Origin of the sequence: Pseudomonas rustica, assembly GCF_018336155.1 — a bacterium.
Classification (GTDB): Bacteria; Pseudomonadota; Gammaproteobacteria; order Pseudomonadales; family Pseudomonadaceae; genus Aquipseudomonas; species Aquipseudomonas rustica.
Window position 1 is genome coordinate 151,672 of sequence record NZ_JAGYHF010000009.1, and the last position, 15,512, is coordinate 167,183.

Annotated in this window: 16 protein-coding genes and 1 tRNA gene; 7 read left to right on the plus strand and 10 right to left on the minus strand. The window is 58.6% G+C overall.

Annotation, left to right across the window (positions count from 1 at the left end; genetic code table 11):
* Positions 1-163 precede the first annotated feature (163 nt).
* Positions 164-655 carry a RidA family protein gene (locus tag KFS80_RS18845; RefSeq protein ID WP_212545555.1) on the plus strand — a complete coding sequence of 164 codons (492 nt, stop codon included), beginning with the start codon at positions 164-166 and terminating at the stop codon, positions 653-655.
* A 301-nt stretch (positions 656-956) separates the two neighbouring features.
* On the opposite strand, the gene KFS80_RS18850 is transcribed toward KFS80_RS18845, so the two are convergent.
* From KFS80_RS18850 to KFS80_RS18860, 3 genes are all read right to left on the minus strand, one after another.
* Positions 957-1,658 carry a hypothetical protein gene (locus tag KFS80_RS18850; protein WP_053123575.1) on the minus strand — a complete coding sequence of 234 codons (702 nt, stop codon included), beginning with the start codon at positions 1,656-1,658 and terminating at the stop codon, positions 957-959.
* Positions 1,659-1,776: 118 nt separating this feature from the next.
* On the minus strand, positions 1,777-3,288 hold the full coding sequence (locus KFS80_RS18855) for a sensor histidine kinase (protein WP_212545556.1): 1,512 nt from the start codon (positions 3,286-3,288) through the stop codon (positions 1,777-1,779).
* A complete protein-coding gene (locus KFS80_RS18860; RefSeq protein ID WP_212545557.1) occupies positions 3,285-3,995 on the minus strand; it encodes a response regulator transcription factor in 711 nt (236 codons plus the stop codon). The genes KFS80_RS18855 and KFS80_RS18860 overlap by 4 nt, the downstream gene beginning before the upstream one ends.
* A 151-nt stretch (positions 3,996-4,146) precedes the next feature.
* On the opposite strand from KFS80_RS18860, the gene msrB reads away from it, so the two are divergent.
* Genes msrB through msrA form a run of 3 tightly spaced genes read left to right on the plus strand, consistent with a single transcriptional unit; the run spans position 4,147 to position 7,237 of the window.
* On the plus strand, positions 4,147-4,665 hold the full coding sequence (gene msrB, locus KFS80_RS18865; protein ID WP_212545558.1) for a peptide-methionine (R)-S-oxide reductase MsrB: 519 nt from the start codon (positions 4,147-4,149) through the stop codon (positions 4,663-4,665).
* A gap of 43 nt (positions 4,666-4,708) precedes the next feature.
* Positions 4,709-6,517, plus strand: a complete 1,809-nt coding sequence (locus tag KFS80_RS18870; RefSeq protein ID WP_212545559.1) for a cytochrome c biogenesis protein DipZ — start codon at positions 4,709-4,711, stop codon at positions 6,515-6,517.
* 15 nt (positions 6,518-6,532) lie between these two features.
* Positions 6,533-7,237 carry a peptide-methionine (S)-S-oxide reductase MsrA gene (gene msrA, locus KFS80_RS18875; RefSeq protein WP_212545560.1) on the plus strand — a complete coding sequence of 235 codons (705 nt, stop codon included), beginning with the start codon at positions 6,533-6,535 and terminating at the stop codon, positions 7,235-7,237.
* Between the two features lie 10 nt (positions 7,238-7,247).
* Here msrA and KFS80_RS18880 read toward each other — a convergent pair whose 3' ends face one another.
* Together KFS80_RS18880 and KFS80_RS18885 are read right to left on the minus strand one after the other, a co-directional pair.
* Positions 7,248-7,652 carry a GNAT family N-acetyltransferase gene (locus KFS80_RS18880; protein WP_212545561.1) on the minus strand — a complete coding sequence of 135 codons (405 nt, stop codon included), beginning with the start codon at positions 7,650-7,652 and terminating at the stop codon, positions 7,248-7,250.
* 56 nt (positions 7,653-7,708) lie between these two features.
* The gene (locus KFS80_RS18885; protein ID WP_212545562.1) at positions 7,709-8,614 is read right to left on the minus strand and encodes a LysR family transcriptional regulator; all 906 of its coding nucleotides are present in this window, start codon (positions 8,612-8,614) and stop codon (positions 7,709-7,711) included.
* A 102-nt stretch (positions 8,615-8,716) separates the two neighbouring features.
* Between KFS80_RS18885 and KFS80_RS18890 the strand changes: the two genes are divergently transcribed.
* A complete protein-coding gene (locus KFS80_RS18890; protein WP_212545563.1) occupies positions 8,717-9,889 on the plus strand; it encodes an aspartate aminotransferase family protein in 1,173 nt (390 codons plus the stop codon).
* A gap of 125 nt (positions 9,890-10,014) precedes the next feature.
* On the opposite strand, the gene KFS80_RS18895 is transcribed toward KFS80_RS18890, so the two are convergent.
* The 3 genes from KFS80_RS18895 to KFS80_RS18905 form a co-directional block, all read right to left on the minus strand.
* Complete coding sequence (locus KFS80_RS18895; RefSeq protein ID WP_212545564.1) at positions 10,015-11,934, minus strand: alkaline phosphatase D family protein; 1,920 nt, start codon at positions 11,932-11,934, stop codon at positions 10,015-10,017.
* A 72-nt stretch (positions 11,935-12,006) separates the two neighbouring features.
* Positions 12,007-12,738: a hypothetical protein gene (locus tag KFS80_RS18900; RefSeq protein WP_212545565.1), complete on the minus strand. Its 732-nt coding sequence runs from the start codon at positions 12,736-12,738 to the stop codon at positions 12,007-12,009.
* Positions 12,739-12,868: 130 nt separating this feature from the next.
* Entirely contained in the window at positions 12,869-13,222 is a 354-nt protein-coding gene (locus KFS80_RS18905) for a hypothetical protein (RefSeq protein WP_053123553.1), read from the minus strand.
* Positions 13,223-13,420: 198 nt separating this feature from the next.
* Between KFS80_RS18905 and KFS80_RS18910 the strand changes: the two genes are divergently transcribed.
* Entirely contained in the window at positions 13,421-13,789 is a 369-nt protein-coding gene (locus KFS80_RS18910) for a PH domain-containing protein (RefSeq protein ID WP_053123551.1), read from the plus strand.
* Here KFS80_RS18910 and KFS80_RS18915 read toward each other — a convergent pair.
* On the minus strand, positions 13,786-14,115 hold the full coding sequence (locus KFS80_RS18915) for a hypothetical protein (protein WP_159813980.1): 330 nt from the start codon (positions 14,113-14,115) through the stop codon (positions 13,786-13,788). The genes KFS80_RS18910 and KFS80_RS18915 overlap by 4 nt on opposite strands.
* 136 nt (positions 14,116-14,251) lie before the next feature.
* Positions 14,252-14,336: transfer RNA gene (locus tag KFS80_RS18920), tRNA-Leu, on the minus strand.
* Positions 14,337-14,444: 108 nt separating this feature from the next.
* Between KFS80_RS18920 and queA the strand changes: the two genes are divergently transcribed.
* Complete coding sequence (gene queA, locus KFS80_RS18925) at positions 14,445-15,509, plus strand: tRNA preQ1(34) S-adenosylmethionine ribosyltransferase-isomerase QueA (RefSeq protein WP_053123547.1); 1,065 nt, start codon at positions 14,445-14,447, stop codon at positions 15,507-15,509.
* Positions 15,510-15,512 lie beyond the last annotated feature (3 nt).

The window sequence follows — 15,512 nt, forward strand, 5'->3', positions numbered from 1 at the left end:
TCGAACTGACAAAGCCTTTAAAATCAGTCACTGGAGAGGCGGTTGCGCAGTGATCCCGAAATCTCTAGATTTGGATCCAAATATTTCGATGGGTTCGTCGGTGTTTTTAGTACGGCGTTCATCTGTCGTAACTCGTGGTTAAATCATAAAAAGGCTGGGCGACATGACTGAGAGGATGACCTGCGACGAACGCTTTATTGCCCTGGCACAAGAGCTGAATTACGACATCTATGGCGAGAACACGGCTGGCGGTAATTACGCGCCGCTGATTCGTCATCATGATGAGTTGTACATCAGCGGGATGGTGCCGCGCACTCACGGCAAGATTCAGTATCCCGGTCGCGTCGGGCTGGAGTTGACGCTCAAGGATGCGCAGGCGGCGGCGAGCATCAGTGCGATGCGCTGTCTGGCGCTGATTGTTGATGCGGTGGGATCGCTGGACAAGATCAAGGCGTTGTTGCGGGTCACGGTGTATGTGAAGTCGACGCCGGATTTCGTCGATTTGAGTGAAGTGGCCAATGGTGCTTCGGATGTGTTCAGCCATGTGCTCGGTGATGCCGGGCGGCATACGCGGACGACGGTGGGGGTGTATCAGTTGCCGAAGAATGCGGCGATTGAAGTGGACATGATTGTGGCGTTGCATCCTGCGGTTTGATTCTGATTTCGCGACTTGCCCTCACCCTAACCCTCCCGAAACGTCGGACCGCCCGTAGGGAGAGGGTACTGACCGAGGTGTCTTGAGCTATTCATCGACCTGCAAGACCGTGGCGATTGTGGATTCGGCACAGCACGTTCATTTCGGCGTACTTCTACAATATCCCCCAATCGGCCCCCTCTCCCTCGGGAGAGGGCTGGGGTGAGGGGCCTCGGTGTAGGCCATCCCACTAAACCCAAGCCGAAAACCAAAAAGCCCCGCACTGAATCCCAGTGCGGGGCTTTTTCGTCAGCGCTGAAAATTACTGCGCAGCGATGCTGTATCCATCAAACGCTGTCTGCTTCTGCAGTGCAGTGATGATGTTCTTGCGGTTCACGGCCTGCTCGGCGCCGTCGTTATCAACGAAGACTTCGCTTTCCAGTTCCGCCTCTTCGCCTTCACCGACGAAGGTGAAACCGAGGAACTCCAGCGCTTCACGATCAACATTCAGACGCGAACGCGGTGTGCGCAGTGGCAGGGTCACGCTGATGCCGTCTTTGCTGATGGTGAAGATTTCGACTTCTTTCTTCTTCGCAGCCTTGCTCTTGCCGCCACTCGGGTTGCTGATCGCCTGATGGGTCTGATTCAGCACTTTGAGGGCCAGGCCGTAAACGATTTCCTGGAACGCCGGATCGTCCTTGAAGCTGGACAGGATGCGGCCAATCGAAAACTTGCTGCTCAGGTCTTCAAGGGCGGCGAGGTCAGCGGCTTCGGCGTCTTTCAGAGCTTTGAGTTCGCCCATCAGCTCGTAAGCCTTGTCGTCGTCGAAGCTGTCGTGAGCGTGACGGATCGCGGCGCGCAGTTCGCGGATCTGGTCGCTTTCGCGGGTCGACTGGAACGCGTCCAGCACCATCTCGCTGATGATTTTGGCTTGTGGCAGGTGTTGTGAAAGATTGATGGAGTTTTCGTATTCCGCTTTGGACGATTCGGTGACTACGGATTCAGCGGTGTTGAAATCGGACATTGAAATTTCACTACTTTTTAACTTGAGTGGAGATGAGCAAGCCCGAGGGCTTTTTCAGGTCGACTAATTTAGGGGAGCGGGGCGGCGTTGTCACGGAGCAACGGGCCGGCGGTCTCAACTATTTGGCCGGGGTGTGCAGATTCATTGAACGTACCATCCATTGCTCGGCGGTTTGCTGATCCGTTGGCAGCGAAAAGCGAAACGTCGCGCCGCGCCCATTAACGTCCAGCAACTGAATGTCGCGTCCATGCAATTGCAAGATGCGGTGCACGATGCGCAGACCCAAGCCGCCATCCCGTCGCGCGCCACCGATATTGAACGGGCGCAGGAACAGCCCTTCGCGCAATTCAGGCGCAATGCCTGGGCCGGTGTCGCTGACCGTAACATCGACCAAAGCGCCATGGGGTTTCAGATCAAGTTCAATTTCGCCGCCCTGTGGCGTGTGCCGCAACGCGTTATCCACCAGATTGGTCAGCACCCGTTCGATCAGTCCAAGGTCGGCGCAGACCGTTGGCAGGTTTGGCACAAACTGCGCCTTGAGTTCGACCTGTCGTGCCTCGGCCGTCAGTTCGAATTTCTGAAAGATATCCTGCACCAGATCGGTCAGAGAGAAGCGTTCGAGCACCGGTTGCACAAACCCGTGTTCCAGCCGCACCAGTTCCAGCAGCGATTGCGCCAGACCGCCGACCTTGCGGCTCTGATCCAGCGCGATGCCCAGATAACGCCGGCGTTCTTCCGGTGACAGCGTGGCGTCCTTCAGTGACAGGGTTTCAAGATAACCGTGCAGCGAGGCCAGTGGCGTGCGCAGGTCGTGGGAAATATTCGCCACCAGTTCGCGGCGTTCCTGATCTTGACGGGTCAATGAGCGCCACTGTTCGCCGAGACGGTTTTGCATCTGTCGGAAAGCTGCGTCGAGAACGGCAATTTCATCCGGGTCGGCGGATTTATCCACAGGCGCTGTGACCGGTTGCGGTGCGCCATCGATATCAAAACGGCTGACGGTATCGGTGAGTCGCCGCAACGGTCGGGTAATCAGATTGAATGCGGTGAGGCCGGCGATCAAACACAGCAGCGCGACCAGTCCGATCGACAGCAGTGCCGTGTTGAGCGCGGCGCTGGTCGCCCCACGTTCGGCGAAACGGTCGTGTTCTTCGCTAAGCAACACCACGTACAGATAGCCGGCGGGTTTGCCGTTGACCTTCAGCGGTGCGGCGCTGAAGACTTTGCGTCCGTCCACGCTGCGCGGATCGTCGCCGAGGATCGGCAAGGGCTGGTCGTTGAGCAACTGGCGGATCGGCGCTAGATCGACCTGCTGCCGAAGTATCCGGCCTTCAGGCGCGGCGCTGCCGACAACCTTCCCCTCACCGTCGAGCAAATACACTTCGACACTCGGATTGACCAGCATCAACTGGCTGAACAGTTGGCGCACGGCACCGGGCATCAAGCCGTTGCTGTCCATCAGCACGGTGTCGTGGGCGATGTGTTGCGCCAGATCCCTCGACAACCCTTGCACCACTTCCAGTTCATGCATCTTGCTGGAGCGCACCTGCAGCCACGCTGATGTGCCGCAGCACACCAGCAGCAACACGGCGAAAACGATAGACAGGCGCTGCGTCAGGGTCAGTTTCATGACTGCTCGGTACCGAATTTATAACCACGGCCCCACACGGTGAGGATGCGCGTCGGCTGTGCCGGGTCTTTTTCGATCTTTGCCCGCAGACGATTGATATGGGTATTGACCGTGTGTTCGTAACCCTCGTGGCTGTAACCCCAAACGGCGTTAAGCAAATCCATGCGCGAGAAGACTTTGCCCGGTTGGCGGGCGAAGAAATACAGCAGGTCGAACTCCCGTGGCGTCAGATCCAGGCGCTGACCGTCGAGGCTGACGTCGCGGGTGATCGGGTCGATGCTCAGCCCATCGAGAATGAGGCTGCCGGCATCCATCTTCAGATTGCGCGCCATCGCATCGATCCGGCGCAACAGCGCTTTGACCCGCGCCACCAGTTCCAGCATCGAAAACGGTTTGGCCAGATAGTCATCGGCACCCAGTTCCAGCCCCAGAATCCGGTGCAATTCGCTGGAGCGCGCGCTGGTGATGATGATCGGGGTGTAGCGCGCCATGGCCCGGGCGCGGCGGCAGATTTCCAGACCGTCGACCCCCGGCAACATCAGGTCGAGGATCAGCGCGTCCCAATGGCCTTGTTGCAACAGGCGCATGCCCTCGTCGCCGTCGGCGCTGTGGGTCACCTCGAATTGTTCATCCCGCAAATGCAGGCAAATCAGGTCGGCAATGTGCTGGTCGTCCTCGACCACGAGAACGCGTTTGGGCTGTTCCATGAAGCTCAATCCTTCGGCGCGATTGACGCATTGTGCGGGTTTTTCCGGTGGCGAGTTATCACGAATTCGTTAACTCCCTGTGAGGATTTGGCGATTAATCCAAGCCTAGGCTGTGTTCCATGAAGAGCACTTGGAATTTTCGGAGGCGGCCATGTTTTCACGGCGACAGATTCTGTTAGCGGGCGGCGGGCTAGGGGTTGCAGCCTTGGTCGCGGGTGTATTGCCAAAATTGTCGACCAGCGCTGCAGTGGTCAGCGCAGCGCAGGCGGACGAAATGTTTGAAGTGACGCACAGCGACAGTGAATGGCATTCGATCCTGAGCGACGAGCAATACCAGATCCTGCGCGAAGAGGGCACCGAACGCGCCTACACCAGCCCGCTGAACAACGAGCATCGGGTCGGCACTTTTGCCTGCGCCGGTTGTGATCTGGCGCTGTTTTCCTCCGCGACCAAATTCGACAGCCGCACCGGTTGGCCGAGCTTCTGGGCGCCATTGGAGCGTGCGGTGGCGGTGCGCCAGGATCGATCGTTCGGCATGTCGCGCGAAGAGGTTCACTGCCGGCGTTGCGGCGGTCACCTGGGGCATGTTTTCGACGACGGCCCGAAACCCACCGGTCTGCGCTATTGCATGAATGGCCTGGCCATGACCTTCAAAACCGTGGCGGCGTAAGCCATGAAGCGCGGGCGATCTTCACCTCACACAGGACAAATCTATGTGGCTCTTGGTTCTCGCTTATCTCGGTGGTGTGCTGACGATCGTCAGCCCCTGCATCCTGCCGGTTCTGCCTTTTGTCTTCGCTCGCACCGGGCAGCCGTTTATCAAGAGTGGCTTGCCGCTGCTGGCGGGGATGGCGCTGACCTTTGCGCTCGTCGCCTCGTTGGCGGCGGTGGGCGGCGGTTGGGTGGTGCAAGTCAATCAGTACGGGCGCTGGCTCGCGTTGCTGTTCGTTGCGCTGTTCGGGCTGACTTTGCTGCTGCCGCGTGTGGCCGAGCGCCTGACCCGGCCACTGGTATCGGCCGGCAGTCGTCTGTCGCAAGCTGCCGGGCAGGACAATCGCCCGCGTCCCGGCGCTTCGTTTCTGATCGGGGTCGCCACGGGGCTGCTCTGGGCGCCTTGCGCGGGGCCAATCCTCGGCTTGATTTTGACCGGTGCCGCGCTGCAAGGGGCAAGCATCGCCACCACGCTGTTGTTGCTCGCTTACGCGGCGGGTGCCGCGACCTCATTGGCCGCAGCGCTGTTGCTGGGCGGTAAGGTTTTCGCCTTCATGAAGCGTTCGATTGGTACCGGCGAGTGGATTCGTCGTGGCCTCGGCGCGTTGATGTTGGCCGGGGTGGCAGCGATCGCTTTGGGTCTTGATACCGGCATTCTCGCGCGGATATCGACCGCGTCTACCGGAGGGCTCGAGCAAGCATTGGTTGGCAAGCTTTCAGCAAAAAAACCTGATGCGAACGGCACGATGATGGCGCAGATTCCGCCGGCAGATGAGTTGGCGAACGGCAGCATGATGGCCGCCGGCAGCGCGATGAAAATGGCTGCGAAAGCACCGGGCACATTGCCGGTCGAAGGCCAGTTGCCGCCGCTCGACGGCGCCGTGCAATGGCTCAACTCGCCGCCGCTGGATGCGCAAGCGTTGAAGGGCAAAGTCGTGCTGGTGGATTTCTGGACGTACTCCTGCATCAACTGTTTGCGCACCCTGCCTTACGTCAAAGCCTGGGCGGAAAAATATCGCGATCAGGGACTGGTGGTGATCGGCGTACACGCGCCGGAATTCGCTTTCGAACGCGATGTAGGAAACGTCACCAGAGCCATGAAGGAATTGGGCATCAACTATCCGGTGGCCATCGATAACGACTACAAGATCTGGCGCGCTTTCAACAACGAATACTGGCCGGCGCATTACTTTGCCGACGCCCAGGGACGCATTCGTTACCACCACTTTGGTGAAGGGGACTACGCCGAATCGGAACGCGTCATTCAACAACTGTTGCGTGAAGCCGGTTCGAAATCCGTCGCCGATGGCTTGATCAATGCTGACGCCAAAGGCGTGCAACTGGCCCCGGACATGAACGAAGTGCAATCGCCGGAAACCTACTTGGGCTACCAGCGCGCAGAACATTTCGTGCCCGAAACTAGCTTGGTGCCCAACAAAGCTTCCGTCTATGTACCGCCGGCCAATCTGGCCCTGAATGACTGGAGCCTCGGCGGCCAATGGAACGTCGGCGCCGAACGCGCCACCGCCAGTGCCACGGCCAGCCGCATCGTTTACCGCTTCCATGCCCGCGACCTGCATCTGGTGCTCGGGCCGGGCGCGGATGGCAAACCGGTGCGCTTCAAAGTGTCGATTGATGGTCAGGCCCCGGGCGATGCGCATGGCGTCGATGTCTCCCCCGACGGCGCTGGCCAAGTCACCGAACAGCGTTTGTATCAGTTGGTGCGGCAGTCCGGCGGCGTGAAGGATCGAACCTTCAGCATCGAATTTCTCGACCCCGGTGTTTCCGCCTACGCCTTTACCTTCGGTTGATCAGGAGTGACAGACATGAAAACCCTATTCACATGGCGTCGTATGTTGCTGGCCGTTGCGGTCGTCGGCGTGATCGGCCAGGTCTCAGCGTTCTCCTTTGGCGGCGAAGACGCTGTGGCCATCCCGCCACCCACACTTGATGAAGTCACCCAGGCCCACAGCGAAACCGCCGTGTTTGCGGGCGGTTGTTTCTGGGGCGTGCAGGGTGTTTTTCAACACGTCAAAGGCGTGCAGAAAGCCGTTTCGGGATACGCCGGTGGCGCGGCCAACACCGCTGAATACGAGCGAGTCAGCGGCGGCGATACCGGCCACGCGGAATCGGTGCAAGTCACCTTCGATCCGACGCAGGTCAGCTACGGCGACCTGTTGCAGATCTACTTCTCGGTGGCCCACAACCCGACCGAACTCAACCGGCAAGGCCCGGACAGCGGCACGCAATATCGCTCGGCGCTGTTCCCGATCAATGCCGATCAGCAGAAGGTCGCACAGGCCTACATCACGCAACTCGATGCGGCCCATGCCTTCAGCAAACCGATCGTCACCAAACTGGAAAGCTACAACGGTTTTTACCCGGCAGAGGATTATCACCAGGACTTCCTGACCGAACATCCGAGCTATCCGTACATCGCGATCAACGACATGCCGAAAGTGGCGAATTTGAAGCAAATGTTTGCGGAGCGTTATCAGGAAAAACCGGTGTTGGTGAAGGGCGGGTCGTGATCGAGGCCCGTTACTTTAGTCGTGGTCGCTCCATCGCAATCACTGACGTTTCAAACCCCAGACTGGCAAAGAACGCTTCAGCCCCGTCACGCCCGGCACGCAGCACCCAGGTGATGTCGGGGTTGTCGCCCATCACATGTTCAACCAGCGCTCGACCCACGCCTTCTCGCCGATGGTGGTCATCAACGACCACCATCGACAGGTAACCGTTGGATAAACCGTCGCTGATGCCCCGGGCGAAACCGATGATTTGCGCATCTTTCAGTGCGACTGCCGTTCGCTGTGAGTTATGGATCAGATGGGCAAAATGCTCAGGTGAGCCGACGCGATGTCCCCAGCCATGCTGTTGCAGAAACAGCCGCACTGATTCAATTTCGCCGGGATGCAAATCGCGTACGTTCAGTGTGTTTTCCATTTCAGATTACGTCCTTGTTCGTCGTTGTTTCGAGAGTAGTTGAAGCACGCGCGGAGTCAGGATTTCCCCCACATGCGCATGGCAAATTCAACGAACCGCCGCAGCTTCGGCAGTCGATAGCGATCCTGCGCGTACAGCAAATGCATCGGCCTGCTCGGTGCGTGGTAATCAGGGATGACCTTGACCAGTTTGCCTTCACGCAGATCCTGCTCGACCAGCGCATCCGGCAGCATGACGATGCCCATGCCGTTGCGCGCTGCCTGATGCAAACCGGCGGAGCTGTTGATCAGCATCGGCCCGCTGACGTCGACCATGATTTCCCCGTCCGGGCCGCTGAGTCGCCAGCGTTTTTCCACCGATTGCCAGTCATCACCGGCCGGATAGGCGAACGACAGGCAGTCGTGCTGCTGCAACTCTTCAGGCGTTTTCGGCATGCCGCGTCGCGCCACGTATTGCGGGGATGCGCACACGGTCAGGGTGTAATCGATCAAGGGCCGGGCGATCAGGTTCGACTCTTCGAAATTGCCCAGTCGAAATGCCACGTCGAGACCGCTTTCCAGCAAGTCCGGGCGGCCATTGGTCAGCACCACATCGAGTTTTACTTGTGGGTACAGCAGCGAATATTCGCTGAGCGCTGGCGCCAGACGTTCGACACCAAAAGTCAGCGGCGCGGTGATGCGCAACATGCCACGCGGTTGATCGAGGGCTTGTTCGGCAAGGGCTTCGGAGTCGGCGACCAGTCCCAGCACTTCCAGGCAGCGCTGATAATAAACGCTGCCAAACTCGGTCAGCCGCTGACGGCGAGTGGTGCGTTGCAGCAGTTGCACGCCCAGCCGTTGCTCCAGCGCGCGCAGGTGATTGCCGACCATCGTCGTCGACATGTCGCACTGCAATGCGGCCGCCGTCATGCTACCGGCTTCGACGACTTTGACGTAGACGCTCATCGACTGGAACAGATCCATTATCAAGTCCTGCTTATAAATGATCGAAGTTTTGCCGAGTTTATCCAGTTCAGGTGGCTAACCATACTGCCAGCACACCGACCTGCACTGGAGTTTGAAGTCATGACCGCCGCCCTGATGAACACTTACCAACCGCTGGCCCTGAGTTTTATTAAAGGCCTGGGCACCCGACTGTGGGATCAGGCGGGGCGCGAGTATCTGGACGCGGTTGCCGGGGTGGCCGTGACCAATGTCGGTCACTCGCATCCACGGATCGTTGCGGCGATCAGCGAGCAGGCGGGCCTGCTGCTGCACACCTCCAATCTCTACAGCATCGACTGGCAGCAACAACTGGCAAAGCGGCTAACTGAGTTGTCCGGAATGCAGCGCGCGTTCTTCAACAACTCCGGCGCCGAAGCCAATGAAACCGCGCTGAAACTGGCGCGCCTTTATGGCTGGCGCAAAGGTATCGAACAGCCGTTGGTGGTGGTGATGGCCAACGCTTTTCATGGCCGCACGCTTGGTACGTTATCTGCCAGCGATGGCCCAGCAGTGCGCTTGGGTTTCAATGACCTGCCGGGGGATTTCGTCAAAGTACCGTTCGGTGATTTTGATGCGTTGGAGCACGTGCGGCAGAAGCACGGCGAGCGCATCGTTGCGATTCTAATCGAGCCGATTCAGGGTGAGAGCGGCGTACAACTGGCACCGCCCGGTTACCTGAAAGCTTTACGTGAGGTATGCAATCGTCAGGCGTGGCTGCTGATGCTCGATGAAATTCAGACCGGCATCGGTCGCACCGGCCGCTGGTTTGCGTTCCAGCACGAAGGCATTGTTCCGGACGTGATGACGCTGGCGAAAGGACTGGGCAATGGCGTGCCGATCGGCGCGTGTCTGGCACGGGGCAGGGCGGCGGATCTGTTCACGCCGGGCAGTCATGGCAGCACGTTCGGTGGTAATCCGCTGGCCTGCCGGGTGGGTTGCACGGTGCTGGATATTATCGAAGAGCAGGGCTTGCTGGAGAACGCGCGGCTGCAGGGTGAGCGTCTGCTGACGCGGCTGCGTGCAGAACTGGCGGACAATCCCAATGTGCTGGCGATTCGAGGTTTGGGTTTAATGATCGGTATCGAGTTGAAGCAACCGGTTCGTGATCTGACGCTGATCGCCGCGCGTGATCATGGCTTGCTGATCAACGTCACGCGTGGCAAGACGATACGGCTGCTGCCACCGCTGACGATTGATGAGCGGGAGGTCGAGATGATTGGTCGAGTGATTGGACGGATCGTATCCGCGCACTAATGGATATCAGATAACCCTGTGGGAGCGGGCTTGCTCGCGAAAGCGTCGTGACAGTCGACGCACATGTTTAATGCTCGACCGCATTCGCGAGCAAGCCCGCTCCCACATTTGAAATCAGTAGGGCCTCAGTCCGGATAATCCGTCATATCCGGCGCCAGCATTCGCGTCTTCACCTTTCCGTTCGAGTTGTGCTGAAAAATCTCTCGCGGCTGCCCCTGTTCGTTGAAAAACACCTGGCCGATTCCCGCCGAATTCCACAAGCGTTCCCCTGCCTCTGCATGTTCAGGTGTGTACGGCACGATGCGCATCAGCCGGCGTTTGGTGAACCAGTTCAGCGGCGAGCGCGGCGAGTAGAGCCAGCGGTTGAGGCGGTCGAACCATTCCAGCAAGGTTGGCGGAAACTCGTTTTTGATCCCGCTGCTGGTGATCTGCCAGATCCGTGGGCCGGCCTTGCGGTGTCGGATAAGGACTTCGTAGACGAAGGAATAATGCACATCGCCGGACAGCACCACGTAGTTACCCGGTGTACGTGAGTGTCGGAAAATGTTCAGGATCACCTGTGCCGCGCCGCGATGGGCCATCCAGTTTTCCGCGTCGACCAGCAGCGGAAAACCGCACCAACTGAAGACCTTTTGCACGGTTTCGATCAGCTTGACGCCAAAGATCGGCGCCGGTGAAACGATGATCGCCGACGGGTGATCGAGCAGTTCCTGTTGCAGTTCGCTCAAGGCCTCCCAGTCGAGAAGTCCCGACGGTTGCTTGAGCGCCATCTCGCTGCGCCAGCGTCGGGTGCGGGTGTCGATGACTACCAGCGCGGGACTGCTCGGCAACACGAAATGCCAGTGCTGAAAGCGCAGCAAGTCATCGATCAGCGCGTCCTGCACCGGGCTGTCGAGGTATTGATCGTCGCCGCTGGCGCTCAAACCTTGAGTTTGCTTCAACAGATCGTTGAAGGCGTCCGGGTTATTGCCCCAGCCTTGGCACAACATATAAGCGATCAAAGCGTTGCCGATGATGCGTTTGGAGAACGGATGGCAGTAGGCCGTTTCCTCCCATTGCGCGGACAGATTCCAGTCATCGGTGATGTCGTGATCGTCGAAAATCATCAGGCTCGGCAGATGCGCGAGCGCCCGGGCGACGTTGCCCAGACCTGCTGTGAAGGTATCAATCCGCGTTTGTTCGAGCGTGTATCGTTTGAGGCGTTCGGGCGTGAGTGCTGGCGCTTGCGGATTAACCAGTGTCCACGCGGTTGGCGACCACACCAGCAAGTACATCGCCATGACTTCGGCGAGCGTCACCAGGTGATTGTCAGCGCTGCTGCTGGTGAAAATCGGCTTACGTGCGCCGCCGAAAAATCGCTCACGCAAAGTCTCGTTGCTCTCCAGCGCCGGTAACAAATCCGCACGGTGGTAGTAACTCGCCGGGTGTTCGTAGAGCTTGGCACTGTCGCTGACCACGGCGCCTTCGAGGTGCTCGTCGAACAGGCCAAGACGTGTAATCAATGCATGAATCGCGCGCAGCATCGGCCCGGCGACGTCATCGGCGTAGACCTGATCGCCGCTCATCATCAACAGCGCCGGGCGTTGTTGCGGGTCTATCTCGCGGGCCAGAAGCTCGTCGACGCAGAGCAAACCATCCGCCGCCGGGTGATGCGGTTTGCGGCAGGAGCCATGCAGCAACTGATCGATCCGCGAACGCACAATAAGGTTCGGACTTGTTGCGTTGCCATACAACAGATGCGGCGCCCAATCGGCGATGCCGTGGGTGTCGTCAATCAGCAGGTCGTAGTCGATGCGGGTGTCGCAGGGCAGGGCGCTTTCCAGGGTGACATCGATGAGATGGACAAACGCCTGGCGGCCTACGGGAATGACGGTGCATTTCGCCGCATCGAGAGGAATCTCTCCTACACCTTGCAGGCGCAAGGTCAGAGACAGTTGGCGCGTGCCGACCAGCCACAACACCAGCCGAGTCGGTTCCAGCCGTCGCAGCAGCGGGCCGGCCAAAACAGGTGGCAGCGGGGTCAGGTCATCAAGGGTTGCGGACATCCGGGGACAAAGCTCAAGGCGCACAGGTCGGCGATGATAGCGCAGCCGGCGCCTTGAACCCTTAAGTGAGGCTTAAGAGTCGGTTTTCTGTAGCTTCAGCGCCAACAGCTGCCATTCACCGGACGACGCCTGTTCTTGCACTGAGCAGTCGAAACGGTACGTGACATCGTCGCCGTTCATGTTGCGCGCGGTGACGCTGTTGCTGAAGGTGTACACCTGATTCTTGAAGCGCTGGGTGGTGATCGCCTTGCTGTCGGCAAAACGCGCCGAGGCCGGGAAGCGCAAGGTGCTGGTCACCAGCGGACTGCACATGACATAGGCGAGCATCGACTTGTCGCTGTCAGCGTCATGCCCGAGTTGTTTGCTCAGGGCGGTCAGGGCTTTGCGTCCTTGTTCGTCACTTTGATCCAGTACGGTTTTTTCCGAGATCGACGTCGGCGCGCGGCTGGCGTAGTTCGGCAGCAGCGCAGAATCCGGCGGCGATGGCGTGTTGTCCGGTTCGATGGCGGCGAAGTTCGGCGCGTTTTCGAGCGGAGCAGGTGCCGCCGCTGATTCGGATTCAGGCAGCAAAGAGGTCGGTTCGACGTTCTGCGCGACGGTGTTTTCGACCGGCGCCTGTTCAGCGCTGTGCCTGGATGGCAGCAGCGACAGCGTGATCGACAGCACCACCAACCCGACAATGAAACCGCCCGCTGCGCCGACGATATTGCCGTAGAACAGATTCCAGCTGCCGCGGTTCTTTACCACCCAGCGCCACATGAAACCCCAGGCGGCGATGAACGCCAGAAAACGCAGAAACTCCATTCGATCCTTTCCTTAACCTGCAAAAAGCTTGAAGCAGCGCGTGTTGAGACAGCGCGCTGTAGATGGACGGCAAGATATCAAAATCGGCGTCTGGCGCCACGAAGACATTCACCGACCGCTCAAACGAACGCTACGTCAGGGCGAAAAACGCCAGTGTAGTGATGCCCGCCGCGGTGCCGCAAAGGGCAGCCAAAAGCTGACGAGCGATTGGAGGTTCAACTTGCGAGCGGCGTGCGACCCACATCCATACGCCGATGAGCGCACCGGCAGTCGCCATCATTTCCATCAGGGTGCCGATAACGCCAGGCACCGGTGGCCGCGCTGAACCGAACAGTCCTGCACACAGTTGCGCACTGGTCAGGCCAACGATCAGCCCACTGATAGCGCCCAACACATTGGCAAGCAACAGATTCCAAGTCCCACGGACTTTGACCACCCACACCCACATCGCTGGCCAAACCACAAAGAACACCAACACATCCATCGAATTTCTCTCCTGAAATCAGTGCGGGTCGAAGCGCTTGATGCTCCAACCGACAGTGGACGGCAAGATAGCAAAATAGTAGCGTCGCGCCACGCTGGTCATCCTGGTAAAGGCTTTCCGGACGATATTTTTCTACTAGAAGTGCGTCACTGATACGAAGCACGACCAGGATGTTTTCTCGAACAGAAGGATGGACAGATGATCGACTTCAACAACAAAGGCTTCTTCAAGCTCAAGCAAAACGATGAGTACGCGCAACGCGTGACCGAGCTATTGCTCGATGGGGAAGAGGTCATCGACTCCTACAAGTCGATGCGCGATGGCGTGGTGTTTACCAACAAACGCATCATCGCCGTCAACGTTCAAGGCATCACCGGCAGCAAGAAAGACTTCACGTCGCTGCCGTATAAAAACATCGTCGCGTATTCCGTGGAAACTTCGGGGACGTTCGATCTGGACTCGGAGCTGGAGATTTACTTTTCGTCGCTGGGGAAAGTGAAATTCGAATTCACCGGGAAGACCTCGATGGTCGAGATTTCGAAGTACATCTCAAAGTACCTGTTCTAAAGAATGTCTTTGAGATAACCCTTCAGCGCGAGGAGCGGCGGATCAAGCTGCTCCAGCGACTGCGCCTGCCTGAGATCGGCTGACAACTTGTGCAGTTCACGCCCCAACGGTTTCTCGACACCGCCCAATGCATCCAGCGCCAGGCCGAGGCACTCATTCATCTTCAATTGAATAGTCTCGACATCGCCACGTTTCACCAACAACTCGAAAATATCTCGCTGGTAGTCACCCATGACCATGTCATCGCGCAGGATCGGGCTCAGGCCTTCTTCCTCGTACGCGAGTTTCAGGGAGAACAGAGCGACTGTTTCCAGTGACGTTTCCATGGTGTTGATCCTTGGGGTTTTCGTCGATCGAGAAGCTGAAGGTCAAAAGATCGCAGCCTGCGGCAGCTCCTACGGGGGCAGGGGCTTTATTGCAGGCGAAAAAAAAGGCCTTGCTAAGCAAGACCTTTCTTAATTTTGGTGCCCCGAGGGAGACTCGAACTCCCACTCCTTTCGAAAACGGATTTTGAATCCGCCGCGTCTACCAATTCCGCCATCAGGGCTCAATGGCGGCGAAGTATAGAGATGAGATTACCGTTGGTCAATCACGTTTCATGGTCTATTTTCGATATTTCCGCTAAACTTTCCGGCCCTGCTAGACGAACCCCATCATGCGTGTTGCTGACTTTACTTTCGAGCTCCCTGATTCGCTGATCGCTCGCCACCCTTTGGCCGAGCGTCGCGGTAGTCGCCTGCTGACCCTTGATGGGCCGAGCGGCGCCCTCGCACACCGTCAATTCACTGATTTGCTTGAGCATTTGCGCCCGGGCGATTTGATGGTGTTCAACAATACCCGCGTGATTCCGGCGCGGCTGTTCGGGCAGAAAGCGTCCGGCGGAAAGCTGGAAATCCTCGTCGAACGCGTACTCGATACGCACCGCGTGCTGGCCCATGTGCGCTCCAGCAAGTCGCCGAAGCCGGGTTCGAAGATCCTCATCGACGGCGGTGGCGAAGCGGAAATGATCGCGCGTCACGATGCGTTGTTCGAGCTGGCCTTCGCTGAAGAAGTGTTGCCGCTGCTCGACCGCGTCGGGCACATGCCGCTGCCTCCTTATATAGATCGTCCGGACGAAGGTTCGGATCGCGAGCGTTATCAGACCGTGTACGCCGAGCGCTTAGGCGCGGTAGCAGCGCCGACGGCGGGGCTGCATTTCGATCAGTCGCTGATGGAGGCCATTGCTGCGAAAGGCGTCGAGACCACGTTCGTCACGCTGCACGTTGGCGCCGGTACCTTCCAGCCTGTTCGCGTCGAGAAGCTTGAAGATCACCACATGCACACCGAGTGGCTGGAAGTCGGCCAGGACGTGGTTGATGCCGTGGCTGCTTGTCGTGCGCGTGGTGGTCGGGTGATTGCTGTCGGCACCACCAGCGTGCGTTCGCTGGAAAGTGCTGCGCGCGATGGCGTGCTCAAGCCGTTCAGCGGCGACACCGATATCTTTATCTTCCCGGGCCGGCCGTTCCATGTGGTCGATGCCCTGGTGACCAATTTCCATTTGCCGGAATCCACGCTGTTGATGCTGGTTTCGGCATTTGCCGGTTATCCCGAAACCATGGCCGCCTACAAGGCTGCCGTCGACAACGGTTACCGCTTTTTCAGCTACGGTGATGCGATGTTCATCACCCGTAACCCCGCACCTACTGCCCCTAAAGAAACCGGCCCAGAGGAAACAGAATGAGTC

Bases quoted from the DNA above. Each gene is read 5' to 3' on its own strand.
- KFS80_RS18845 (WP_212545555.1), top strand. From the start codon at position 164: ATGACTGAGAGGATGACCTGCGACGAACGCTTTATTGCCCTGGCACAA.
- KFS80_RS18850 (WP_053123575.1), bottom strand. From the start codon at position 1,658: ATGTCCGATTTCAACACCGCTGAATCCGTAGTCACCGAATCGTCCAAA.
- KFS80_RS18855 (WP_212545556.1), bottom strand. From the start codon at position 3,288: ATGAAACTGACCCTGACGCAGCGCCTGTCTATCGTTTTCGCCGTGTTG.
- KFS80_RS18860 (WP_212545557.1), bottom strand. From the start codon at position 3,995: ATGGAACAGCCCAAACGCGTTCTCGTGGTCGAGGACGACCAGCACATT.
- msrB (WP_212545558.1), top strand. From the start codon at position 4,147: ATGTTTTCACGGCGACAGATTCTGTTAGCGGGCGGCGGGCTAGGGGTT.
- KFS80_RS18870 (WP_212545559.1), top strand. From the start codon at position 4,709: ATGTGGCTCTTGGTTCTCGCTTATCTCGGTGGTGTGCTGACGATCGTC.
- msrA (WP_212545560.1), top strand. From the start codon at position 6,533: ATGAAAACCCTATTCACATGGCGTCGTATGTTGCTGGCCGTTGCGGTC.
- KFS80_RS18880 (WP_212545561.1), bottom strand. From the start codon at position 7,652: ATGGAAAACACACTGAACGTACGCGATTTGCATCCCGGCGAAATTGAA.
- KFS80_RS18885 (WP_212545562.1), bottom strand. From the start codon at position 8,614: ATGGATCTGTTCCAGTCGATGAGCGTCTACGTCAAAGTCGTCGAAGCC.
- KFS80_RS18890 (WP_212545563.1), top strand. From the start codon at position 8,717: ATGACCGCCGCCCTGATGAACACTTACCAACCGCTGGCCCTGAGTTTT.
- KFS80_RS18895 (WP_212545564.1), bottom strand. From the start codon at position 11,934: ATGTCCGCAACCCTTGATGACCTGACCCCGCTGCCACCTGTTTTGGCC.
- KFS80_RS18900 (WP_212545565.1), bottom strand. From the start codon at position 12,738: ATGGAGTTTCTGCGTTTTCTGGCGTTCATCGCCGCCTGGGGTTTCATG.
- KFS80_RS18905 (WP_053123553.1), bottom strand. From the start codon at position 13,222: ATGGATGTGTTGGTGTTCTTTGTGGTTTGGCCAGCGATGTGGGTGTGG.
- KFS80_RS18910 (WP_053123551.1), top strand. From the start codon at position 13,421: ATGATCGACTTCAACAACAAAGGCTTCTTCAAGCTCAAGCAAAACGAT.
- KFS80_RS18915 (WP_159813980.1), bottom strand. From the start codon at position 14,115: ATGGAAACGTCACTGGAAACAGTCGCTCTGTTCTCCCTGAAACTCGCG.
- queA (WP_053123547.1), top strand. From the start codon at position 14,445: ATGCGTGTTGCTGACTTTACTTTCGAGCTCCCTGATTCGCTGATCGCT.